Annotated in this window: 17 protein-coding genes and 4 tRNA genes; 9 read left to right on the top strand and 12 right to left on the bottom strand. The window is 69.9% G+C overall.

Annotated elements, in window-relative coordinates; all coding sequences use genetic code 11:
* Window positions 1-107 precede the first annotated feature (107 nt).
* Window positions 108-782 (top strand): Asp23/Gls24 family envelope stress response protein, encoded by a 675-nt coding sequence (locus ACQP0P_RS18305; protein ID WP_433378177.1) that lies wholly within the window; start codon window positions 108-110, stop codon window positions 780-782.
* An 85-nt stretch (window positions 783-867) separates the two neighbouring features.
* On the opposite strand, the gene thrS is transcribed toward ACQP0P_RS18305, so the two are convergent.
* Both thrS and ACQP0P_RS18295 read right to left on the bottom strand, forming a co-directional pair.
* The gene (thrS, locus tag ACQP0P_RS18300; RefSeq protein ID WP_433378174.1) at window positions 868-2,835 is read right to left on the bottom strand and encodes a threonine--tRNA ligase; all 1,968 of its coding nucleotides are present in this window, start codon (window positions 2,833-2,835) and stop codon (window positions 868-870) included.
* A 68-nt stretch (window positions 2,836-2,903) separates the two neighbouring features.
* Window positions 2,904-3,509: a glycoside hydrolase family 25 protein gene (locus ACQP0P_RS18295; RefSeq protein WP_355553579.1), complete on the bottom strand. Its 606-nt coding sequence runs from the start codon at window positions 3,507-3,509 to the stop codon at window positions 2,904-2,906.
* 93 nt (window positions 3,510-3,602) lie between these two features.
* Between ACQP0P_RS18295 and dapD the strand changes: the two genes are divergently transcribed.
* Window positions 3,603-4,580, top strand: a complete 978-nt coding sequence (dapD, locus tag ACQP0P_RS18290) for a 2,3,4,5-tetrahydropyridine-2,6-dicarboxylate N-succinyltransferase (RefSeq protein ID WP_433378171.1) — start codon at window positions 3,603-3,605, stop codon at window positions 4,578-4,580.
* Between the two features lie 155 nt (window positions 4,581-4,735).
* Complete coding sequence (locus tag ACQP0P_RS18285; protein ID WP_433378168.1) at window positions 4,736-5,350, top strand: hypothetical protein; 615 nt, start codon at window positions 4,736-4,738, stop codon at window positions 5,348-5,350.
* Between the two features lie 25 nt (window positions 5,351-5,375).
* On the opposite strand, the gene ACQP0P_RS18280 is transcribed toward ACQP0P_RS18285, so the two are convergent.
* From ACQP0P_RS18280 to ACQP0P_RS18260, 5 genes are all read right to left on the bottom strand, one after another.
* Entirely contained in the window at window positions 5,376-6,272 is an 897-nt protein-coding gene (locus ACQP0P_RS18280) for an LLM class F420-dependent oxidoreductase (protein ID WP_433378165.1), read from the bottom strand.
* A 100-nt stretch (window positions 6,273-6,372) separates the two neighbouring features.
* Entirely contained in the window at window positions 6,373-7,035 is a 663-nt protein-coding gene (locus ACQP0P_RS18275) for a potassium channel family protein (protein WP_433378162.1), read from the bottom strand.
* Window positions 7,036-7,167: 132 nt separating this feature from the next.
* Window positions 7,168-9,066, bottom strand: a complete 1,899-nt coding sequence (gene recQ, locus ACQP0P_RS18270; RefSeq protein ID WP_433378159.1) for a DNA helicase RecQ — start codon at window positions 9,064-9,066, stop codon at window positions 7,168-7,170.
* Window positions 9,067-9,181: 115 nt separating this feature from the next.
* Entirely contained in the window at window positions 9,182-12,778 is a 3,597-nt protein-coding gene (locus ACQP0P_RS18265) for a discoidin domain-containing protein (protein WP_433378156.1), read from the bottom strand.
* A 767-nt stretch (window positions 12,779-13,545) separates the two neighbouring features.
* Window positions 13,546-13,617, bottom strand: a tRNA-Val gene (locus tag ACQP0P_RS18260).
* A gap of 464 nt (window positions 13,618-14,081) precedes the next feature.
* Between ACQP0P_RS18260 and ACQP0P_RS18255 the strand changes: the two genes are divergently transcribed.
* Window positions 14,082-14,498 (top strand): SsgA family sporulation/cell division regulator, encoded by a 417-nt coding sequence (locus ACQP0P_RS18255; RefSeq protein ID WP_350927231.1) that lies wholly within the window; start codon window positions 14,082-14,084, stop codon window positions 14,496-14,498.
* A 37-nt stretch (window positions 14,499-14,535) separates the two neighbouring features.
* On the opposite strand, the gene ACQP0P_RS18250 is transcribed toward ACQP0P_RS18255, so the two are convergent.
* Window positions 14,536-15,168: a DUF305 domain-containing protein gene (locus ACQP0P_RS18250; RefSeq protein WP_433378153.1), complete on the bottom strand. Its 633-nt coding sequence runs from the start codon at window positions 15,166-15,168 to the stop codon at window positions 14,536-14,538.
* 70 nt (window positions 15,169-15,238) lie between these two features.
* On the opposite strand from ACQP0P_RS18250, the gene ACQP0P_RS18245 reads away from it, so the two are divergent.
* A complete protein-coding gene (locus ACQP0P_RS18245) occupies window positions 15,239-16,609 on the top strand; it encodes an LVIVD repeat-containing protein (RefSeq protein ID WP_433381948.1) in 1,371 nt (456 codons plus the stop codon).
* Between the two features lie 72 nt (window positions 16,610-16,681).
* Here the strand turns inward: ACQP0P_RS18245 and ACQP0P_RS18240 are convergent, their stop codons facing one another.
* The 3 genes from ACQP0P_RS18240 to ACQP0P_RS18230 are packed head-to-tail and all read right to left on the bottom strand — an operon-like array spanning window position 16,682 to window position 19,420.
* Window positions 16,682-17,512, bottom strand: coding sequence for an aminotransferase class IV (locus ACQP0P_RS18240; protein ID WP_433378150.1), 831 nt, complete (start codon window positions 17,510-17,512; stop codon window positions 16,682-16,684).
* A gap of 17 nt (window positions 17,513-17,529) precedes the next feature.
* Complete coding sequence (locus tag ACQP0P_RS18235) at window positions 17,530-18,528, bottom strand: chorismate-binding protein (RefSeq protein ID WP_433378147.1); 999 nt, start codon at window positions 18,526-18,528, stop codon at window positions 17,530-17,532.
* Between the two features lie 4 nt (window positions 18,529-18,532).
* Window positions 18,533-19,420: a LysR family transcriptional regulator gene (locus ACQP0P_RS18230; RefSeq protein ID WP_433378144.1), complete on the bottom strand. Its 888-nt coding sequence runs from the start codon at window positions 19,418-19,420 to the stop codon at window positions 18,533-18,535.
* Window positions 19,421-19,494: 74 nt separating this feature from the next.
* Here ACQP0P_RS18230 and ACQP0P_RS18225 point away from each other — a divergent pair, with 74 nt between their 5' ends.
* Window positions 19,495-20,778 (top strand): NAD(P)-binding domain-containing protein, encoded by a 1,284-nt coding sequence (locus ACQP0P_RS18225; RefSeq protein WP_433378141.1) that lies wholly within the window; start codon window positions 19,495-19,497, stop codon window positions 20,776-20,778.
* Here ACQP0P_RS18225 and hutH read toward each other — a convergent pair.
* On the bottom strand, window positions 20,759-22,306 hold the full coding sequence (gene hutH, locus ACQP0P_RS18220) for a histidine ammonia-lyase (protein WP_433378138.1): 1,548 nt from the start codon (window positions 22,304-22,306) through the stop codon (window positions 20,759-20,761). The two genes, ACQP0P_RS18225 and hutH, sit on opposite strands and share 20 nt — an antisense overlap.
* Window positions 22,307-22,456: 150 nt before the next feature.
* On the opposite strand from hutH, the gene ACQP0P_RS18215 reads away from it, so the two are divergent.
* From ACQP0P_RS18215 to ACQP0P_RS18205, 3 genes are all read left to right on the top strand, one after another.
* Window positions 22,457-22,528: transfer RNA gene (locus tag ACQP0P_RS18215), tRNA-Gly, on the top strand.
* 25 nt (window positions 22,529-22,553) lie between these two features.
* Window positions 22,554-22,624, top strand: a tRNA-Cys gene (locus ACQP0P_RS18210).
* 14 nt (window positions 22,625-22,638) lie between these two features.
* Window positions 22,639-22,713, top strand: a tRNA-Val gene (locus tag ACQP0P_RS18205).
* Window positions 22,714-23,090: the final 377 nt, after the last annotated feature.

Genomic DNA, 23,090 nt, shown 5'->3' with positions numbered 1-23,090 from the left:
CGGCGGCTGGACGGGCTCCCGATCTACATCTCACCGCATTAACGGACGAATGCCGCAAATTTCCGGCAGAATCCCCCAGCAAGACCATCGACAGCCGAGGAGTATCCATGACCGACGTCTCCGTCGAGGAGCCGACCGAGGAGACCGTGTCTCCCGCCGAGACCGGTGGCAGGCCCACCCGCCCGTTCTCCCTCAGCCTGTCCCTGTCCGCCGACACGGAGCCGCCGGCATCCTTCACGAGCGAGCCCGTCCTGGCGGTGGTCGAGACGATCACCCCGTCACCGGACGAGGTGCCCTCCCCTTCCCCGGCCGTGACGGCGACCGTGTCTCCGCTCTCTCCGCTGACTCCCCCGGTCCCGGTCACCCCGGTCACCCCGGTGTCCTCGGCCGTGGTGAAGGGCCGGATCAAGGTGGCGGACGAGGTGGTGGAGAAGGTCGCGGCCCTCGCCACCCTTGAGGTCACGGGCGTCGCCGAGCTGGGAGGCAACGCCGCCCACGCGGTGGAGCCGGTGCGTGAGCGGGCCGGAATCGGTGCCAGGCGCGGCCCCCGGGGCGTCAGCGCCCATGTGCAGGACCGTACGGCCGCGGTGGACGTGTCGATCGTGGCGGAGTACGGGCACGTGGTGATGGACGTGGCCAACGAGGTGAAGACCAACGTGGCCCGGACCATCAGCCGGATGCTCGGCATGCGGGTCGTCGAGGTCAACGTCGACGTGGAGGACGTGCGCCTGCCGGGTGAGGTCCGGCCCGAGGCACCCGCCGAGCCCGCGAGGCACGACTAGGGACGCCTGGCGGGGCCAGGCCCCGCTACAGGAACGGGTCCGGCCCCCCGTGGGGAAGCCGGACCCGGAACGCCTCGGAGGAGACTCAGACCTGGAGGCGGCGCTCGATCGCGTCAACGATCTCGGTGATCGCCTCGTCGACCGGGACCCCGTTCTTCTGCTCGCCGTTGCGGAAGCGGAAGGAGACGGCGCCTCCTGCGATGTCGTCGTCGCCCGCCAGGAGCATGAAGGGCACCTTGGACTTCTGCGCGTTGCGGATCTTCTTCTGCATCCGGTCGTCGGAGGCGTCGACCTCGATCCTGATGCCTCGCTCGCGAGCCTTCTTGGCGACGTCCTGAAGGTAGGGCACGTGTGCCTCGGCGATCGGGATGCCGACCACCTGGACCGGCGCGAGCCAGGGGGGGAACGCGCCCGCGTAGTGCTCGACCAGGACGCCGAAGAAGCGCTCGATCGAGCCGAACAGCGCCCGGTGGATCTTGACGGGACGCTGCCGGGTGCCGTCCGCGGCCTGGTACTCGAGCTCGAAGAGCTCAGGCAGGTTGAAGTCCAGCTGGATGGTCGACATCTGCCAGGTGCGGCCGATGGCGTCGCGGGCCTGAACGGAGATCTTCGGCCCGTAGAAGGCGGCGCCCCCGGGGTCGAGGACGAGCTCCAGCTTCTCGGACTCGGCGACCTCGCGCAGCGTCTCGGTCGCCTCCTCCCACACCTCGTCGGGGCCGACGAACTTCTCCGGATCCTTGGTCGACAGCTCCAGGTAGAAGTCGTCGAGCCCGTAGTCGCGGAGCAGGTCGAGCACGAAGCGCAGCAGCGACTTGAGCTCGTCGCGCATCTGCTCGTGAGTGCAGTAGATGTGCGCGTCGTCCTGCGTCATGCCGCGCACGCGGGTCAGGCCGTGGATGACGCCGGACTTCTCGTAGCGGTAGACCGTGCCGAACTCGAACAGCCGCAGCGGCAGCTCCCGGTAGGAACGCCCGCGGGACCTGAAGATCAGGTTGTGCATCGGGCAGTTCATCGGCTTGAGGTAGTACTCCGCCCCCTCCAGTTCCATGGCCGGGAACATCCCGTCCTTGTACCAGTCGAGGTGGCCGGAGATCTCGTAGAGCTTGCTCTTGGTGATGTGCGGGGTGTTGACGAAGGAGTAGCCCGCCTCCTCGTGCCGCTTGCGCGAGTAGTCCTCCATGACGCGGCGGATCACGCCGCCCTTGGGGTGGAAGACCGGCAGGCCGGAGCCCAGCTCGTCGGGGAAGGAGAACAGGTCGAGCTCGGCGCCCAGCCTGCGGTGATCCCGCTTCTCGGCCTCCTCCAGCAGGTGGAGGTACTCGTCCTGCTTCTCGCGCGACTCCCAGGCGGTGCCGTAGATCCGCTGGAGCTGCGGGTTCTTCTCGCTGCCCCGCCAGTAGGCGCCGCCGGTGCGCATCAGCTTGAACGCCGGGATGGACCGGGTGGTCGGCACGTGGGGGCCGCGGCACAGGTCCTTCCAGCACAGCTCGCCGGTCTTGGGGTCGAGGTTGTCGTAGATGGTGAGCTCGGCACCGCCCACCTCGACGCTCTCCTCGTCGGCGGCCCCGCCCTTGAGGCCGATCAGCTCCAGCTTGTACGGCTCGGCGGCGAGTTCCTCGGCCGCCTGGTCGTCGGAGACGGGCCTGCGGGAGAAGAGCTGGCCCTGCTTGACGATCTCGCGCATGCGCTTCTCGATGCGCTTGAGGTCGTCGGGGGTGAAGGGGTTCTTGACGTCGAAGTCGTAGTAGAAACCGTTCTCGACCGGCGGGCCGATGCCCAGCCTGGCCTCGGGGAAGATCTCCTGAACGGCCTGGGCCATGACGTGCGCGGTGGAGTGGCGGACGATGGAGCGCCCGTCGGGGCTGGCCGCCTCGACCGGCTCGATCACGTCGCCCTCGGCCACCGGGGCCGCGAGGTCCTTCAGCTCGCCGCCCACGCGGGCGGCGACCACGGAGCGGCCGTCCGCCTCCAGCGCCTCCCCGTACGTCGTGCCTCCCGCCACCACACGCGCGGCTCCGGCGAGGGTGATACGAAGTTCTGACACGGCCGACACGGTTGCTCCCTGGGAGACGTCGATGGATGGTCCGAAATCGATGCTACCGGTGTCGGCGACGCGATTTCTCAGGCGTCGCGGCTCCGGCGGTAGCCCAGCGAGGTCAGCTCGGCCCGGGTCCCGCGAAAGACGTTGCGATCCAGCGGCTTGTGCGAGTGCTGGTGAATGGTCCACCTCCGCCACGGGCTGGGCACCTGCGGCCTGCCCCGGGGCGCGTCGGGCGCGGCGATCCACAGCGGGTAGGTCTCCAGCCCGGCGCAGTTGCCGTTCTGCGCGAACGCCTGGAACGTGTAGACCACCGGCTTCACCCCGGCCAGCGCGATGATCGCCTGACACCAGCTGCGGGCGAACCGCGCCACCCTGGCGGCGGGCAGGTGGTCGTTGGTCTCCAGGTCGAGGGCGAGCAGATCGCCCCTGCGCAGCCCTCCGGCCCGCTGCACGATCTTCAGGAAGTGCACCGCCTGCACCTCGGGGTCGCCCGCGGGGCGGGCGAAGTGGTAGGCGCCGCAGACGATCCAGCTCTCGCGCATGCCGTTCCAGTTGGTGCCGAACCACTTGTCGGTGAAGGTGCTCCCCTCACTCGCCTTGGCGAAGGCGAAGGAGACCCCGCCCTTCGCCTGCGCGCCCCAGTTGACGGCGCCCTGCCAGTTCGACACGTCGATCCCCTGCAGCATGGCGGCCACGCTAACCGGTGAGTGCCGTGGGCACACGCCCGACGCTCCCTCGGCATACTGCCGTTGCGACCGCTTTGGCTAGGCTTGGTCGGTGTGAACGCAGCAGCTCAGATCTCCGGCGCGTACGCGACCGGCATCGCGACCATAACTTCCGGCGGGACCGTGCTCGACACGTGGTTCCCGTCCCCGCAGCTGGGCGAGCCCTCCGCGCCGGGCACCAGGCGGCTGAGCGCGCAGGAGGCCGCCCAGGAGCTCGGCTCCGAGGTCGCCGCGCTGCTCGGCGTGGACGAGGACCGCGGCGTGGAGGTGGTCGCGGTGCGGACTCAGATCACCAAGCTGTCAGAGGCCCCGGCCGACACCTACGACGTCTACCTGCGCCTGCACCTGCTGTCGGCACGCCTCGTCCAGCCGCACGGCCTGAACCTGGACGGGCTGTTCGGCCTGCTCGGCAACGTGGTGTGGACCAACCACGGTCCGTGCGCCGTCGAGGGCTTCGAGCGGGTACGGCTCCGCCTGCGCGCCCGCGGCCAGGTGACCGTCTACGGCGTGGACAAGTTCCCCAGGATGGTCGACTACGTGGTGCCCAGCGGCGTCCGGATCGCCGAGGCCGACCGGGTCCGTCTCGGCGCGCACCTGGCGAGCGGCACGACCGTGATGCACGAGGGTTTCGTCAACTTCAACGCCGGGACGCTCGGCGGCTCCATGGTCGAGGGTCGTATCTCGGCGGGCGTCGTCGTGGGCGACGGCTCCGACGTCGGCGGCGGTGCCTCGATCATGGGCACCCTGTCCGGCGGCGGCAAGCAGGTCATCTCCATCGGGCAGCGCTGCCTGCTGGGCGCCAACAGCGGCATCGGCATCTCCCTCGGTGACGACTGCGTCGTGGAGGCGGGCCTCTACGTCACCGCCGGGACCAAGGTGGCCCTGCCCGAGGGTCAGGTGGTCAAGGCGGCCGAGCTCTCCGGCGCCTCCGGCCTGCTGTTCCGCCGCAACTCCACCTCGGGGGCCGTCGAGGTCGTGCCCCGCCAGGGGACGGGCGTGGAGCTCAACAGCATCCTGCACGCCAACGACTGATCACCGGCACGCTACCGCGAGCGCGGCGGCGTGCCGGAGGCCGTGGGGCCCGCGGGTGCTCGTCCCCGGGTCTCCCGGCTGGCAGGGTGGCCCCACGGACCTCACCCCGACGCGTACGCCTCCGGGACCGAGGTCCTGGCGCTGGAAGGATTCAGATGACCGGTCAGGAGATGGCGGGCGACGGGAGCGGCGCGACGGCGGCGGCCCGGTGGGTGACGGGGCTGTTCGCACCGCAGGTGCTGGTCATCGGGCTGCCCCCGGTCGTCGGGCTGATGGCCGACGGGTGGCGGGGCGGGGTGTGGGGCCTGGTGGCCTCAGCCCTGTGCGGCGGCATTCCCGCCCTGGTGATCCTGGCCGGGGTCCGTTCCGGACGCCTGGACTCCCATCATCTGGTCGACCGGGCGAGCCGGACCAGGCCGCTGCTGGTGGCGGTCGCGGCGGTGGTCGTCGCGCTGGTGCTGCTGATCTCCCTCGGCGCGCCGCGTCTGCTGGTGGCCACGGTCACCGCGATGCTGGCCGCGCTCGCGGTGACGGTCCCGATCACTCTCAAGTGGAAGATCTCCTTCCACGCGGCCGTGTCCGCGGGCACCGTGGTGGTGCTGGCCCACGTGCTGCCCGCGGCGCCCACCCTGGTCGTGGGCGCGCTGGTGGTGTCGACGGTGTGCTGGGCGCGGGTCCGGCTCACCCACCACACCCCCGCCCAGGTCGCCGCCGGGGCCGTGACCGGTGCCGGCACGGCCTGGGCGGCCCTGAGCGCCTTCGGCGTCTGAGCGGGACGGGTGCGGGGGCGGTGCGTCAGAGAAGGCTCTTGAGGAACTCCCTGGTCCGGGTGCCGGGAGAGTACTCGGCGGCGACGAAGTCGGTGACCCCCGCCTTGGCGAGCGCCTCGATCCGCGCCGACACCTCGTCCTCGTCTCCGACGATCGCCACGTCGGCCGGGCCCGCGGCCCCCTCCCGATCCAGCATCGCCCGGTAGGACGGCAGCTGGCCGTAGATCTCGAACCGCTCCGCGGCCAGCGCCCTGGCCGCCTCGGCGTCGTCGGTGACGCAGATGGGCAGCGCGCACACGATCCTCGGCTCGGGGCGCCCCGCGGCCCGCGCGGCCTCGGTGACGGCGGGCGCCACATGCTCGGCCACGGTCCGGGGACCGGTCATCCACAGCACGGTGCCGTCGGCCGTCTCCCCGGCCAGCCTGAGCATCCTGGGGGCCAGCGCGGCGATGAGCACGGGCATGTCCCTCGGTCCCGGCGTGCTCAGCCCGAGCTGTCCGGTGAGGGTCTCCCCCTGGAAGGACGCGTTCTCCCCGCGTACCAGCGGCATCAGGATCGACAGGTACTCGCGCATGTGCCGGGCGGGCCGCTCGAAGCCGATGCCGTACATGCTCTCGATCACCAGCTGGTGCGAGAGCCCGATGCCGAGCGTGAGCCGCCCGTCGAGGGCGGCGTTGACCGTGAGCGCCTGCTGGGCGAGGGCCGCCGGGTGGCGCGGGTAGGTCGGGACGACGGCGGTGCCGAGTTCGATCCCGGGCACCTGGTTTCCGGCCACGGCGAGCGCGGTCAGCGCGTCGAGGCCGAAGATGTGGGACATCCAGGCGGAGGAGAAGCCGTCGTCGGCCGCGCGGGCGATGCGCTCCCGCAGCTTGCCGAGCACGTCCGGCTCTTTGGGTTCGTTGAGCAACAGTCCGAATCGCATCGCTACCGAACTCCGTTCTAGTGGTTCCGTCCAGTGTAGATCGACGGCGGGGACCACACACGGACGTACCGGCGGCACGCGGGCCACATGGCGGGGGCGGTCACGGGAGTTCGGTGAACCGCTCCACCTGCTCGATCTTGCCCGCGATGACGATCACATCGCCGTAGCCCAGCACCGTTCCGGAGTCGGCGTAGGTGAACTCGTCGTACTGGCCCTTGACGCAGACCACCGTCACGCCGTACTTGCGCCGCAGGTTGGACTCGCCCAGGGGCACGCCGACGTACTCGCGGGGCGGCCGGGTCTTGACCACCGCGTAGTCGCCGTCCACCTCCATGTAGTCGAGCATCCGCCCGTTGAGCAGGTGGGCCAGCCGCTCCCCCATGTCGTGCTCGGGGAGGATCACGTGGTGGGCGCCGACCCGCTCCAGGATGCGGCCGTGCTCGCGGCTGATCGCCTTGGCCCAGACGTCCTCGATCTCCAGTTCGACGAGCAGGGAGGTGGTGAGGATGCTGGACTCCAGGTCGGTGCCGATGGCGACCACCGCCCGGTAGAAGTCGGGCACTCCGATCTGGCGCAGCGCCTCGATGTCCGTGGAGTCGGCGACGACGACATGGGTGAGCTTCCCCGCCAGGCTCTGCACCACCTTGGGGCGGCTGTCGATGGCCAGCACCTCGGTTCCCCGCCGGGAGAGCTCGAGTGCGAGGGAGCCGCCGAAGCGGCCGAGCCCGACGACCACCACGGGGTCGTTCCTTCTGTCAGGCAACGATCGTCCTCTTTCGGGAGTCCGCAGCCGCGGGGGCCGTCAACGCGAGGAGCCCGGAGGTGGACGACAGCCTCCAGGCCCCTACCTGCGTGTCATTGGGGCGCTGAGGCCCGGATTCCGCCCGATTCTACCTCAGGGGAAGGCCAGGAGACCTTCCTCGCTTCCCGCGGGATCGGGGCCGGAACCGGCACCGGCGAGGGTGTCGAGGACCTGCCGGCCGTACTTGGCCAGCTTGTTCTCCCCGACCCCGCTCACCGTGCCCAGCTCGGCCAGGGACGAGGGGGACCGGGTCGCGATCTCGCGCAGGGTCGCGTCATGGAAGATCACGTACGCGGGCACCCCCTGCTCCTTCGCGGTGGCTCCGCGCCAGGCGCGGAGCAGCTCGAACACCGGCACCGCCTCCTCGGGCAGCTCGACGGGCTCGGCCCGGCGCGAGGAGGAGGTCTTCGCGGCTTTGGCGGGCCGGGCCGCCATCGTAGGCTCGCGCCGCAGCGGGACCTGGCGCCGGCGCCCCAGCACCTCCGCGCTCGCCTCGGTCAGTACCAGCGTGCCATAGTCCCCCTCAACGGCCAGCAGCCCCTGCGCCAGCAACTGGCGCACCACGCCACGCCACTCGGCCTCGCCCAGCTCCGTGCCGATGCCGAACACCGTCAGGCCGTCGTGGTCGTGCTGGATGACCTTGGCCGTCTTCTTCCCGAGCAGGATGTCGATGATCTGGCCCGCGCCGAACTTCTGGCGGCGCTCGCGCATCAGCCGGAACACCGTCGACAGGACCTTCTGCGCGGCGACCGTGCCGTCCCAGGACTCGGGCGGCGACAGGCAGGTGTCACAGTTGCCGCAGGCGGCGGCCTGCTGGCCGAAGTAGGCGAGCAGCAGCACGCGGCGGCACTCGACCGCCTCGCACAGGGCGAGCATGGCGTCCAGGTGGGTGGCCAGGCGGCGGCGGTGGGTGTCGTCACCCTCCGAGGTGTCGATCATCTTGCGCTGCTGCACGACGTCCTGGAGGCCGTAGGCGAGCCAGGCGGTGGAGGGCAGGCCGTCGCGCCCCGCCCTGCCGGTCTCCTGGTAGTAACCCTCGATGGACTTGGGCAGGTCGAGGTGGGCGACGAACCGCACGTCGGGCTTGTCGATGCCCATGCCGAACGCGATCGTGGCGACCATGACGAGGCCGTCCTCGCGCAGGAAGCGTGCCTGGTTGGCGGCGCGGGTGCGGGCGTCGAGGCCCGCGTGATAGGGCAGCGCCTGGACACCGTTCTCCACCAGGAACTCGGCGATCTTCTCGACCGAGTTGCGCGACAGGCAGTAGACGATGCCCGCGTCCCCGGCGTGCTCGGTGCGGAGCAGGTCGAGCAGCTGCCGCTTCGGCTCGTTCTTGGGAGCGATGCGGTACTGGATGTTGGGCCGGTCGAAGCTCGCCACGAAGTGGCGGGCCCCCTCCAGACTGAGCCTGGAGGCGATCTCGGCGTGGGTGGCCCTGGTGGCCGTGGCGGTCAGCGCGACGCGCGGCACGTCGGGCCAGCGCTCGTGCAGCGCGGACAGGGCGAGGTAGTCGGGCCGGAAGTCGTGCCCCCACTGGGCCACGCAGTGCGCCTCGTCGATGGCGAACAGCGAGATCGTCCCGCTGTCGAGCAGGCGCAGCGTCGCGTCGACCCGCAGCCGCTCCGGCGCCAGGTAGAGCAGGTCCAGCTCACCGGAGAGGAAGGCCGACTCGACCTGGCGGCGCTCCTCGAACTCCTGGGTGGAGTTGAGGAACCCGGCCCGCACGCCGAGCGCCGTCAGGGCGTCGACCTGGTCCTGCATGAGCGCGATGAGCGGCGAGATCACCACCCCCGTGCCCTTCCGCACGAGCGCGGGGATCTGGTAGCACAGCGACTTGCCGCCCCCCGTCGGCATGAGCACCAGGGCGTCGCCACCGGCCACCACATGGTCGATGATCTCCTGCTGACCCTCCCGGAACGATTCGTAGCCGAAGACGCGCTGCAGGACCCGCGACGCGTCGCTCACCTCGGGGTCGTTCTCGGGGAAAGACATCGGGTCATTGTACGAGGCACCCCCGACAGCCGGGGGCGAACCGGCCACACGGCCGGAGGACGGCGAAGGTGCCGCCGGGAGGGACGTCCCTCCCGGAGGCACCTTCCCGCTCCTGCTACGGGTTGACGTTGATCGTGAAGGTCGACGTCGTGTTCTTGATGTTCTGGAAGTTGTTGCTCATCTGGAGGTTGTTGAACGTGGCCGAGCCGACCGCCGGGCCCTGGCCGGGCTCGGGCATCTCGTTGGCCCAGATGGCCCAGCCGGACTTGGCGTCGAAGGCGTCGCCGCTCTTCTTGGCGCCCGTGATCGAGACGTTCGTGAACACGGTGTCCTTGACCGGGAACTGCGGCTGGCCCCCGACGTAGTTCGTCTGGAACATGATGCCGCCGTAGGTCGGGTCCACGATGTCCACGTCGCTGACCCGGATGCCCTGGAAGACCTTGGAGGCGGAGAAGACCCAGATCGCAGGGAAGACCTGCTGTCCCCAGAAGTGACCGCCGGCGCGGACGATCGAGATGTTCTCGAACCGGGTGGGCGGGCTGGCGCCGAAGCCGTTCATCGGGTAACCGAAGTCCAGCGAGCTGATCGTGATGCCGGAGTAGACCAGCGTGTCGGCGATGTAGATGTTCCTGAAGACGTTGTCGTACCCGCCGTAGACCGCGACGCCGGCGGCCCGCCAGGTCAGGATGGACGTCAGGTTCTCGTAGACGTTGCCCTTCATGTCGGAGCCGCCGGCGTCGATGGCCGAGAACAGCGCGAAGCTGTCGTCACCGGTGGCGCGGGCCTCGTTGTTGCTGACGAGGTTGTCGGTGCTGCCGTTGGTCATGTTGATGCCGTCGGCGAACATGTTGCGGATGCGGGAGTTCTTGATCGTCACGCGGTCGGTGTTGGCGCCCCAGTAGAGGCAGACCATGTGCTCGTTCCAGATGTTGTCGATCACCACATCCGCGACGTTGGCGAAGTCGAACACCTTGCCCGGGCCGTCGATGCGCGAGGTGTAGTTGCCGAAGTAGGCGAAGTTGGCGAAGGACGAGCCGTTCGCGGTTCCCTCGGCACGGAACCCGATGTCGGTGTTGTCCTGGTTCGACGGCGCGCGGAACTGGGTGTACCAGGGGCCGGCGCCGACCACCTTCACCGCCTTGCCGTAGACCTGGAACTTGCTCGCCGTCTGGTAGGTGCCCGGCGGCAGGTAGACGCCGACGAGGGTGCCGGTGTTGTCCATCCGCACCTTGTCGAGCGCGTTCTGCACGTCCTGGTGGGTGAACCCGGCCGGAACGGTGTACCTGGCGGGGTCGGGGTTGGCGATCGGCGACACCTGCTCGGTGTTGATGAAGTCGATCGCGTACGTCGTGGTGTTGGCGGGGTCCTTCTGCAGCTTGATCTTGCTGCCGGCCTGGACGGTGGTCCCGAGCATCATGCTGGCCTCGTCGTAGATGTGACGCTGCGTGCCGGCACCCGGCGAGTTGCCCGGGCTCGCCTCCGCGCCGTACAGCCAGGCGTACTTGGACGTCAGGTTGATGGCCTTGAGGAAGGTGCCGTCGACGTAGACGTTGAGCGTCGAGTCGATGCCGCCGCCGCCCGCCGAGTCGGGGATGGAGAAGCGGGTGACGAGGGTGTTGGTGCTGGCCTTGGTGGTGAACTCGACGTAGCTGCCCGTCGTGTTCAGCGTCACCGCCCTGCGACCTGACGCCTCACCCGCCAGGTCGCCGATGTCGCGGTTCGGGCCGACCACGGCCGCCCCGCCGCCGACGACGGCGTCCTCCGCCTCGTACATGTCGTACGGCATGTTGGCGCCGCGGCCGACGAAGAACGGCTGGGTGACCGTGTTGTTGGCCCGCTTGACCGGCAGTTCGTTGGCGTCGTCGGCGAGGACCGTCTTGACGGTGAACTTGCCGTTGGCCGCCGTCCAGGTGCCCAGGTTCACCGGGCCGGTGGTGGCGCCCGCGGCGATCACACCGGTGTGGGAGCCGGTCAGCGTGCGGACCACGGTGCCCGCCTCGTTGGCGACGGTCAGCGTGATGCCGTGGGCGCCGCCCGCGGAGGCCACGGTGCCCTGGTTCTTGATCGCCACGGAGAAGGTGACGACGTTGCCGTTCGCCGGGTTGCTCGGGGTCCAGCTGGTCGTCGCGACCAGGTCGGAGGTGTCGACGGGCCTGACCACGAGCGGGGAGGGGCTGGAGAAGTCGTTGTTCGACTCGTTCTGCTCGATGACGCTGCCCGCCTCGTCGACCTTGGCGCTCAGCGGGTAGCTGCCGGCGTCACGGGTACCGATGCCGGCCGAGACGGTGGCGGAGGCCCCCGCGGCCAGCGCGGCGACCGGGGCGGTGCCGACCTTGGTGGTGCCCAGGTAGAAGTTGACGTTCGTCGCGCCGGCGGCCGCGGTGCCGTTGTTCTTGACCGTGGCCGACAGCGTGATCGCGTCGGTCTCGATCGGGGAGGCGGGGGACGCCGTCAGGCCGGTGATCGTCAGGTCCGGGTTCGGCGCCGGGGTGCCGATGACCTGGAACTCGGCGACCTGCCCGGCGGGGGCGCCGGTGTTGGAAGTGATCTTGAGCTGGACGTCGGCGTAGGAGCCGCCGACCGGGATCGTCACCGTGTTGCCGGAGGCGGGGTCGAAGGTGTAGTTCGCCGCCGCCGCCAGGCTGGTGAAGGAGGTCGAGCTCTGCTCACGCCCGAGAACCTGGATGTTCTGGGTACGCGTCCCCCAGATGTTGTCGGGGTTCAGCTTCAGCACGACCGAGTTGAGGGTGGCGTTCGCGCCCAGGCTGACGGTCAGCGTGTTGGGGTAGCTGCCGCCGTTGCCCTCCCAGTAGGTCGCCGTGTTGTTGTCGTTGGCGTTGGTGGCCACGAAGGTGAAGACCGTGGAGGAGGCGGTGATCGCCTTGCCGACGGCCAGGTTGGAGCCGCCGCCGGAGCCGGTACGGGTGACGGTGTTGCTGTTGCCGGACTGGTTGTTCGCCGCGTCCTTGGCCTTGACGTAGTAGGACACCGTCGCACTGGCCGGCTGGGTGTCGGTGTAGGTCAGGACATCGCCCGCCACGCTGGCGCGCAGGACGTTGTTGGCGTAGACGTCGTACCCGGTCACGCCCACGTTGTCGGACGAGGCGCTCCAGGTCAGCCTGATCTGGCCGGAGCCTGGCTCGGTGTAGGCCAGGTTCGACGGCGTGGTCGGCGGCGACGTGTCATCGCCGGAGCCGGTGGGTCCGTACACCTCGAACTCGGAGACCTGGCCGGCCGGCCAGCCCGTGTTGGCGGTGATGTTCAGCCGGAGGTAGCGGGCGGTGGTCGCGGCGAAGTTGATCGTCACCGTGTTGCCGGTCGCCGGGTTGAAGGTGTAGCCGGCGGAGCCGACGATGGTGGAGGTGGGCGAGGCGCTCGTGCCCGCCAGCACCGACAGGGTCTGCGTCCTGGTGGCCCAGGCCGCCGCCGGGGGCAGCTTCAGGATGATCTGGTCCACGTTGGTGACGGCTCCGAGATCCACCTGGAGCCACTGCGGGAAGACGTTGTTGCTGCTCTCCCAGTAGGTGTTGGCATTGCCGTCGGTGACGTTGGCCGCGCCGTAGGGGGCGGTGGTGCTGCTTGACGAGGTCGCCTTACCCACCGCGAGGTTGGGGCCGGCCGCCGCGGCGGGTGAGACCGCCCCGGCCAGGACGAGCAGGCTGGTCGCGGCCATCGCCGCCACCAGCCTTAACGCCAGGTACTGCTTTCTCATCGCGTTCCTCTATCTCTCGGCTGGAACGACAGGGTCGGATGGGAGGCCGGGGCCTCCGCCGTGCGGCGCGGGGCGCGCGCAGGCGCCTCGCTCACGAGACGCGGACTCGGAGTCGTGACATCCGGCGGGCTGGCCGACCGGTGTGACCTGCGATGGGTCGGTCCGCGAAACTCGTCTCGTTCGTCGCTGGGGGGTGCTGGTCGCCGGGCGCGCCCATGCGACGCCGAGAACGACGTCACCTGAGGGCTCTTCCGGAGGGATACGACGGATGTGTGGCGCGGCACATCGCTACCGGAAGTTGCGGAGAAGAGAGAAAATTTAACAGGACTTTGCAATATTCTTGCATTGCGTTGGCCAAAGGTTACATACGTGCTACGGCCGCGTCAACGGGTCGAGAAGGACGGTTTACTTCGCCTTACAGCCCCGAGTGCGATCCCTTGCCCCCGGGCCCGCAGGCCCCTTCAAGCCGGTGCGAGGGAACGTCCGCGAGCCTCGGCACAGGGTGAAGCCGGCACCGCGAAACCGGGCGGCGAGCCTGGAGCGGGAGACACCTCGGGCAGGCACGGCAGGGAAGGCGGAGCCGCCCTCAGGACCGGATTCCAATGCGTGGACGCCGGACGTGGCCCGCCCTGCCGGAAACCCGTCTCACCCGGCGAGCGGAGCCGGGAACTCGTCCGGGATGCCCGGTCGTCCGGAAGATCGCGGGACAACGAAAGAGCCCGGCGGCTGATGTCAACCGCCGGGCTCTGATCTGCGTCTTGCTAGTGTGGGCGATACTGGGATCGAACCAGTGACCTCTTCGGTGTGAACGAAGCGCTCTCCCGCTGAGCTAATCGCCCGCCCTGTCCGGCCCCTCGCGGTGCCGACGTGGAAAACCATACAGCAATCCGGGAGTGCCCGCGAAGCGGTGTCCGCCACTAAAGTTGATCTTGAGAGATGACGCACTCGGGAGGCAAAGCTCTGAGGATGCATCCGACGGGGGGCTACGGTGTCATAGCATCGTCCTGATCCACAGAAGCACAGAACGACCCGGGCTCGACCCGAATCACCCGAGACGCCCCGCCAGGGAGTCGACGGTGACCAAAACGAGACGCAAAACCCTTGCAAATACGGCCCTGTTGGTGATGTTTAGCCCGGTAGATGCCCAAATGTCGCGCTGTGATGTGCGTTACAGAAGGGCGTAGAGGCGGAATCTTTCCTACAGGTTTCTTTGTTCCGCGTGATGGCTCATGCGGAGCGAAGCCCGCTTGAAAGCAGTGAAAGCCCCGAAGAGGGGACCGACGACGAAAAGGTTTGGCTGACGATGAACAGCGCCACCGTCTCTGCCGAGCTAGGCCTTCGGCTTGTGGTCCCCGACCGTACCACCGTCCCCCTGCTTGCCGGACTCAGCTACACGGCCGATGATCCTTACGCGATCAGAATGGCCTTCCACGTGGGGAACGACGAGCCGGTCGAGTGGATCTTCGCCCGCGAGTTGCTGACCGTCGGCATCGTGCGGCGGGTGGGCGACGGCGACGTGCAGGTGTGGCCGGCGCGTGCCGACGGCGAGCGCACGCTGCACATCAGCCTCACCTCGCCGTTCGGACAGGCGCTGTTCGAGGTGCCGCTGACTCCGCTCACGGAGTTCCTGCACCGGACGTACGAGCTGGTGCCCGCGGGTCGCGAGACCGACTTCATGGATCTGGACGCCGAGCTCAGCAACATGCTCTGGAGCTCCTGACCCGGCTCTCACCGCGCCCCTCGGCGGGACCGCGGGCCTACGCCGCGGGCTTGAGCAGGCGCCGCATCCTGGCGATCTCGATGCCCTGGCCCGAGACGACGTCCTTGGCGACGGCCAGCATGGCCCGGTCGGCGCCCTCGCGGAGCTGGAGCCCGGCCATCGTGACCGCCGCCTCGTGGTGAACGATCATGAGGGTCAGGAAGAGCGAGTCGAAGGCCGCTCCCCTGGCCTCCCTGAGCCGGTTCATCTCCTCCAACGTGACCGCGTGCTCGTCGTGCCCCTCGTGCCCCTGCGGCGCCCGGCCGATCACCTCCAGCCATGACGTCATGGCCGCGATCTCCGGCCGCTGCGCCGCGGTGATCCGTTCGGCGAGTTTCCGCAGGACCGGCGAGGACGACCTGGCCGGGACCAGCTCCGCCATCTCCAGTGCCTGCCGGTGATGCGGGATCATGCCCTCGGCGAACCTCACGTCGGCCGCCGTGACCCTGGCCTCGGACTCCCCGAGATTCTCGCCCGGTCGCGCCGTACGGCCCGCCTCGCCGGGGCCGCCCGGGATTATCACCGGTGCACCGGTCTCCGCGACGAGCGGTGCCGATCCTCGCTGTGCCGCCTCCGTGCATCCGCCAAGGACCGATGTCGCCATGATCACCGCGATAACCTGACTCGGCATACGAATCCTCCGCATAGCTTCAATAATGGGGCAAGTGGACCGACGTAATGGGGGCACCGTGCGATCGACCATGGCGTTCGGCCTGGCCGCGCTACTTCTTGTGGCCGGATGCGGGGCGGATCCAACGCCCCAGGCCCCACCGCCCGCGGCTGCCTCGGAGAACACTGAACAGACGGTGGGGACCCCCTCCCCCGGAATCTCCGGGGACGGCATCCACAGCGACAACGTCACGCACCTGGCCAACGTGCCGCTCGGCGCCCCGCTCGACGGACCCCAAGCCTGGGGCACCGACCTGGCCTTCCAGGGCGACTACGCGTTCGTCGGCAACTTCGACGGCTTCAGCGTCTTCGACATCTCCGATCCCTCCAGCCCCTCGGCGGTCAGCCGGGTGCTCTGCCCCGGCGAGCAGAACGACGTCTCGGTGAGCGGGAACCTGCTGTTCCTGTCGATCGACTCCGCCCGGGTCGGCCCGGAGTGCGACGCCCAGCGCGGCGAGCCGGAGTCGGACGGCTGGGAGGGCATCCGGATCTTCGACATCGCGGACAAGTCCCATCCCAGGTTCGTCTCGGCGGTCCGCACCGACTGCGGCTCGCACACCCACACCCTCGTCCCCGGCGACGCGGGCCGCGTCTACCTCTACATCTCCTCCCCGGGCCCCGAGCCACAGTCGACGACCTGCCCGGCGCCGCACAACAAGATCTCCGTGGTCGAGGTACCCGTCGAGGCCCCCGAGACCGCCAAGGTGATCTCGCAACCGGTGCTCTCCGACTCCCCCGGCGAGGGCGGCCTCGGCGGCTGCCACGACATCACGGCCTACCCCGAGAAGAACCTGGCCGCCGCGGCCTGCTTCGGCGACGGAGTCCTGCTGGACATCACCGACCGGGCCAACCCCAAGGTGCTCCAGCACGTGAGCGACCGGGAGAACTTCGCCATCTGGCACTCGGCGACGTTCAACAACGACGCCACCAAGGTCGTCTTCGGGGACGAGCTGGGCGGCGGCGTGAGCGCGACCTGCGACTCCGGCACCCCGAAGACCAAGGGCGCCAGCGCCGTGTACGACCTCGGCAAGGACCGCAGGCTCACGCTCCGCGGCTACTTCAAGATCCCGAGGGAGCAGGCGTCCGACGAGAACTGCGTCGCGCACAACGGGTCGCTGCTACCCGTGCCGGGAAAGGACATCATGGTCCAGGCGTGGTACCAGGGCGGGGTGTCCGTCTGGGACTTCACCGACTCGGCCAACCCCCGGGAGATCGGCTTCTTCGAGCGGGGCCCGCTTCCGGGAGTCGGCGGCTCGTGGTCGGCGTACTACTACAACGGCCACATCTACTCCAGTGACATCACCAGGGGCCTGGACGTGCTCCGCATCGACGACCCGCTGACCGATCCGGCGGCCAAGGTCAGGATCAAGGAGCTGAACGCGCAGACCCAGGTGTCCTACTAGCCGGTCCGTGACCGCCGGACGGCCGGCCTTCCGGCGGGGGTGTGCCCTCGCCGGAACCGGAGACCCGGAACCTCAGGGGTCGAGGTCGGCGGCGGAGCGCTCGGCGAAGACCTGCATGGCCTTGGCGGTGATCGGGCCGGGCGCGGCGGGCAGCACGGTCTGGTCGACCGCGCGGATCGGCTGGATGTCACGGGTGGTAGAGGTCAGGAACGCCTCTTCCGCCTCGTACAGGGCCGAGATCGGGACGTCCTCCTCGGCTCCCCCGCACCACTCCAGCGCGAGCGCGCGGGTGACCCCGGCCAGGCAGCCCGAGGCGAGCGTGGGGGTGACCAGCCGGCCGTCACGCACGATGAAGACGTTGCTGCCGGTGCCCTCGCAGAGGTCTCCCGCGATGTTCTCGAAGATCGCCTCGCCGCCGCCGGCGGCCTTGGCGTAGAACAGCGCCCTGGCGTTGTCACCGTAGGAGGTGCTCTTCACCCCGGCGAGCGCGCCGCGCTCGTTGCGCGGCCAGGGCACGACCGTGACGTCGGCGGTGGCCGGGAACGGCTTCTGCTCGTCGACGATCACCACGGTCGTGCAGCCCACCTCGCCCCGGTCCGAGCCGAGCGGCCCCGGGCCGCTGGTGTAGGTGACCCGGACGCGGCCGAGCCGCCATGGCGGGGCCTCGGCCAGGCAGGCGCGGATCCCGTCGGCGATCGCGTCGGTGTCGGGGTCGGGCAGTTCCATGCGCCGCGCCGAGAGCGTGAGCCGGTCAAGGTGGCGGGTGAGCGCGAACGTGGCACCGTTCACGCACTTGATGGTCTCGAACACCCCGTCCCCGACCATCAAACCATGATCGAAAACTGAAACGGTGGCCTGATCCGGAGAGACAAGTGCCCCGTTGAGCCATACAGGTACCTTCATGCGACTCCTTCTGAACCTTATGTTGATGCCAGAGCGACGAGCCGGGAGGCCTTCAACTCGGTCTCGTCCCATTCGCGGCGCGGGTCGCTCCCCCAGGTTATGCCCGCGCCCGTGCCGAAACGGATCTCGCCGGGCGACAGCCAGAACGTGCGGATCCCCACGGCCAGCGACGCCCGCCGCCGGCCGGCGTCGACCCAGCCCACGGTCCCACAGTACGGCCCGCGCGGCTCGGGTTCGAGCTCATCGATGATACGCAGGGCGGAAGATTTCGGGGCCCCTGTCACCGACCCCGGCGGGAAGGTCGCGCCGAACAGTTCGGGCCACCCGCACCCCGGCGCGAGCCGCGCCCTGACCGTGGAGACCAGGTGCACGAGACCGGGATGCTCCTCCACCTCACACAGGGCGGGCACGCTCACCGAGCCGACCTCGGCGACCCTGCCCAGGTCGTTGCGGACGAGATCGACGATCATCACGTTCTCCGCGTAGTCCTTCTCCTGCAGGTCCTCCTCGGTGACCCCGGTCCCCTTGATCGGTCTGGACTCGACCACGTCACCGTCCCTGGACAGGTAGAGCTCGGGAGAGGCCGACACGACGCTCAGTCCCGGCAGGCTCACCGTCGCGGCGTAGGGGGCGGGGTTGCCCTCCGCCAGCCGTACGGCCAGTGCCAGCGGGTCCGGTTCCCCTCCCGCGGGCAGCGGAGCGTTCAGCACCCTGCACAGATTGGCCTGGTAGACCTCGCCACGCTCGATGTACGAGCGGATGCGCCGCACGCCGTCCTCGTACCCGGCCCGGTCCAGGGAGCTGCGCCACGACGACGGGTGCGGCCCGCGCCAGGGACCACGCGGCACGGGCAGCGGGGCCTGACGGACGTCGTCGAACCTGGCGCACGTCACCTTGCCCTCGTAGTCGACCACGACGGCCCACCATCCCTCGCCGTCCAAGGCGGTCAGGTCGGTGGTGACGTCTCGGAGCCCCGTGGCCAGATATCCGGTGACATGCGCAAAAGAGTCATGCACTTCCCTATTGTCTCGCTTGTGCGGCCAGCAGGCGCACCAGGGTGCGGGCCGCGGGCAGCGGGACGGGCGGCAGGGCCGCGTAGACGGTCCTGCGGGGGGCGAGCTCGCCGAGGGATCGGAGCACCAGATCGGGCGGTACGGCGTGCGCGGCGATGGCGGGCACCAGCGTGATGCCGAGCCCTGCCGCGACGAACCCGAACTTGCCCGTCCACTCGCTGATCCTGACCGAGGCGCGGGGGGTGAACCCGGCCCGGGCGCAGGCCGCGGCGAGGGCGGTGGCCCCGCCGGGCGGGGACGCCTCGATCCAGGTCTCCTCCCGCAGCTCGCGCAGGTCGACGATCTCCTGCCCGGCCAGCCGGTGGTCACGGCGGAGCGCGACGAACAGTTCGTCGTCGGCCAGCTCGACCAGCTCCGGCTCCTCCTCACGGGGCAGCTCAAAGGGGTAGTCGCTGACCACCGCGACGTCCAGGCCGCCCTCTCGCATGCGGCGCAGCAGGCTGCGGCTGGGCCCCTCGATCGGGACGAGTTCGACCTCGGGGAACTCCTTGCGGAACTCGCGCAGGGCGCCTGGCACGAGCGCGACGTTGGCGGTGGCGAACGCGCCCACCCGCAGCCGCCCCCGGTAGCCGCCGTGGATGCCGGCCAGCTCCTCCTCCGCCCTGGTCAGCCGGTTCAGCACGACCTGGGCGTGGTGGTGCAGCGCCTCACCGGCGGGCGTCAGCCGCACCCCGCGCGGCAGCCGCTCGAACAGCGGGCCGCCCGCGCGGTGTTCGAGCGCGGCGATGCGCCGGGAGACCGCCGACTGGGTGTAGCTGAGCCTGGCGGCCGCCGCGGTGAAAGACCCGGTGCGGGCCACGGTGTCCAGCAGGCGGAGCCCTTCGATGTCGAACACATTCCTCCTTCGCATGGCTTATATGCAATCTAGTCGCTGGTGGAATGCCTCACTGACTCCCTACCGTGAGGCGCATGATTTCCTTTCTTGGTCTGGGGCGCATGGGCGCCCCGATGGCCCGGCGGCTCGTGGCGGCCGGGTACGAGGTGACGGTGTGGAACCGCACCCCCCGCGTGGTCGAGGGGGCCACCGTGGCGACCTCGCCGGCTCGGGCCGTGGCGGGCGCGGAACTGGTGGTCACGATGCTCAGCGACCCCTCGGCGGTGCGGCGGGTGCTCGCGGACGCGGCACCGGGGCTGCGGGCCGGGACCGTGGTCGCGGAGATGTCCACGATCGGGCCCGAGGCGGTGGCCGGGCTCCGCGACCTGCTTCCCCACGAGGTGGGACTGGTCGACGCGCCGGTCCTGGGCAGCGTGGGGCCCGCCGAGGACGGCACGCTGACGGTGCTGGCCGGCGGGCTCCCCGAGGACCTGGCCCGCTGCCGGAAGGTGCTGAAGGTGTTCGGCCGGGTACGCGAGGTCGGCGGCCCGGGTGCGGGCGCGGCGATGAAGCTGGCCGTGATGAGCGCGCTGGTGCCCGCCCAGGTGCTGCTCGCCGAGACCGTCGCCTGCGCGAAGGAGACCGGGGTGGACACCGGGACGCTGCTGGACGTGCTCGGCGGCACACCGCTGGGAGCGCTCGCCGAACGGGTCCGCCCGGCCGTCGAGAACGGCCCGGACGAGACGCGTTACGCCCTCGGCCTGGCCGCCAAGGACATGGCGCTGGCCTCGCACGGGACCCGGACCCTCGCCGCCGCGGCCGGAAACAGGCTGGCCGCCGCGACGGCGGCCGGGCTGGGCGACGCGGACCTGACCGCGATCTTCGCGCACCTCACCGTGACCGGGCCCGCAGGGGCAGCTCGGACCGGCGAGGCGGGCCGGGACATGGAGCGGAGCGACCAGCGGGGCCGTACGGGCGTGCAGAGGATAAACCCGGCCACGGTCCCCGCCACCAACGGGTACTACTCCCACGCCACCAGGGCGGGGAACCTGCTGTTCGTCTCCGGGCAGGTGGCCCTGGACGGGGAGGGGAAGGTGGTCGGCGAGGGGGACATGACGCGCCAGTCCGAGTACGTGATGGACCAGCTGTCACGCGTCCTCGCCGATCAGGGCTGCACGTTCGACGACGTGACCCACATCCGGACCTTCCTCACCGACATGTCGCTGCTGTCGGAGTACGGGGCCGTGCGCGGGCGCCGCATCACCGGCGAACCCCCGGCCAGCACGACGGTGGAGGTGTCGCGGCTGTTCTCGCCGGGGTTGCTCATCGAGGTGGAGGTGATCGCCGCCGTCCCTGCGGTTACGACAGGGGGCCGGTGACCGTCTCGGCGGCGGTGACGACCGCGTTGCCCGCGACGAGCCCGACCACCGCCTCGATCTCCGGCGCGAGGAAGCGGTCGGGTCCCGGGCCGGGGACGGCCTGGCGCAGGGCGGCCACCACGGCTCCGGTCGCCGGGGCGGGCCGCAGCGGGGCGCGCAGGTCCAGGGCTCGCGCGGCGGTGAGGATCTCCACCGCGAGCACCCGGGTGAGGCCGTCCACCGAGCGGCGCAGCTTGCGCGCGGCCGACCAGCCCATGGAAACGTGGTCCTCCTGCATGGCGGAGCTCGGGATCGAGTCGACGCTCGCGGGCACGGCCAGGCGCTTGAGCTCGGAGACCACCGCCGCCTGGGTGTACTGGGCGATCATGTGACCGGAGTCGACACCGGGATCGTCGGCGAGGAAGGCCGGTAGGCCGTGGCTGCGTGCCACGTCCAGCATGCGGTCGGTGCGGCGTTCGGAGATGCTCGCCATGTCCGCGACCGCGATGGCGAGGAAGTCGAGCACGTAGCCGACGGGGGCGCCGTGGAAGTTGCCGTTGGACTCCACCCGGCCGTCGGCCAGGACCACCGGGTTGTCGATCGCCGAGGCGAGCTCCCGTCCGGCGACCGAGGCGGCGTGCGCCAGGGTGTCACGGGCGGCGCCGGCGACCTGCGGGGCGCACCGCAGGGAGTAGGCGTCCTGGACGCGGGTGCAGGTGCCGTCCCGGTGGGAGTCCATGATCTGCGAGCCCGCGAGCAGCGCCCTGAGGTTGGCGGCGCTGGCCGCCTGCCCGGGGTGCGGGCGCAGGGCCTGCAGGTCGGCGGCGAAGACGCGGTCGGTGCCCAGCAGCGCCTCCACGCTCATGGCCGCGCCGATGTCGGCGGTCCTGAACAGCCGGGCGAGGTCGTCCATGGCCAGGATGAGCATGCCGAGCATGCCGTCGGTGCCGTTGATGAGCGCGAGCCCCTCCTTGGCCACCAGTTCCACGGGCTCGATGCCCGCCTGCTTGAGCGCCTCCGCGGCGTCGGCCCGCTCCCCGGCGGCGTCCCGGACGACGCCCTCACCCATGATCGTGAGGGCCACGTGGGAGAGCGGCGCGAGGTCGCCTGAGCAGCCGAGGCTGCCGTACTCGTGCACGACGGGGGTGATCCGCGCGTTGAGCAGGCTCTCCAGCACCTTGGCCGTCTTCGGGCGTACGCCGGTGTGGCCGGTGGCCAGGGTGTGCAGGCGCAGCAGCATCATCGCGCGGGTCACCTCGACCTCGACCTCGGGGCCCGACCCGGCGGCGTGCGAGCGGACGAGGGATCGCTGCAGCTGTGCGCGGAGCGCCGGGTCGATGTGCCGGGTGGCCAGGGCGCCGAACCCGGTCGAGACGCCATAGGCGGGGGTGGGGCTCTCGGCCAGTTCGTCCACACGCGTGCGGGCCGCGGCCATGGCGGCCACTGCGTCGTCGGTGAGGCGCACGGGGGCACCGTGTCTGGCGACCTCGACAACCTGCTCGAAGCTCAGCGGCTCCGGCCCGACGTTCACGACCTCGTTGTCGCGCATGCTGTCACTCTCTCGCGTAGGCTGAACTTGGTAACTGGTGAACCCATTACTGGCTCCTTACATCTCACGATACCGGTAGTGCTCGGTTTGGGGAGTGGCCGGGTATTCGCTAGAGTTCTCGCAGTGAGTCCGGGCAGGTCCCGGAGGCACGCGGAAGTGGCTCAGTGGTAGAGCATCACCTTGCCAAGGTGAGGGTCGCGGGTTCGAATCCCGTCTTCCGCTCGGAAGGGACTCCGGTCCCCCACTCGGTGGAGTGGCCGAGAGGCGAGGCAACGGCCTGCAAAGCCGTGTACACGGGTTCAAATCCCGTCTCCACCTCTGGTTCGCAGCGAGGACGATTAGCTCAGCGGGAGAGCGCTTCCCTGACACGGAAGAGGTCACAGGTTCAATCCCTGTATCGTCCACCACCGCTCATGGCAGCCATGGGCAGACCACCGCAGACGGCCGTCAAGATCCCGGTTCAGGGGCCTTGGCGGCCTTCCGGTTTCTCTGGGTGATGATGGAGGCGATCCAGCCCATGTCTCCCAGGCGTTGATGAAGATTGGCTTGATACCCGGTCACCTCGTCATATCGGGCAGCGGCTTGATCCCGAGAGAGGGCGCACACATGGCGGTGTGCTTGAAGGCTGGATATGTCAGGGTCCCGATTCATCAGTTCAGTGGCGGCTCCCTTGTTGAAGGCTCGGAGGTTAGCTCCCGCGCCGTTCACACGGTCAGCCTGAAACCGTCCGAGAACGGCAGGCCGTGGCCACCGGGGGAACGCAGGCGGATTGAAATGGTCACGT

It is taken from the genome of Streptosporangium sp. CA-115845 (genome assembly GCF_050943795.1).
In the GTDB taxonomy this organism is placed as follows: Bacteria; Actinomycetota; Actinomycetes; order Streptosporangiales; family Streptosporangiaceae; genus Streptosporangium.
Note: the sequence above shows the minus strand (reverse complement) of the source record. Positions and strands in the feature narration are given on the sequence as shown.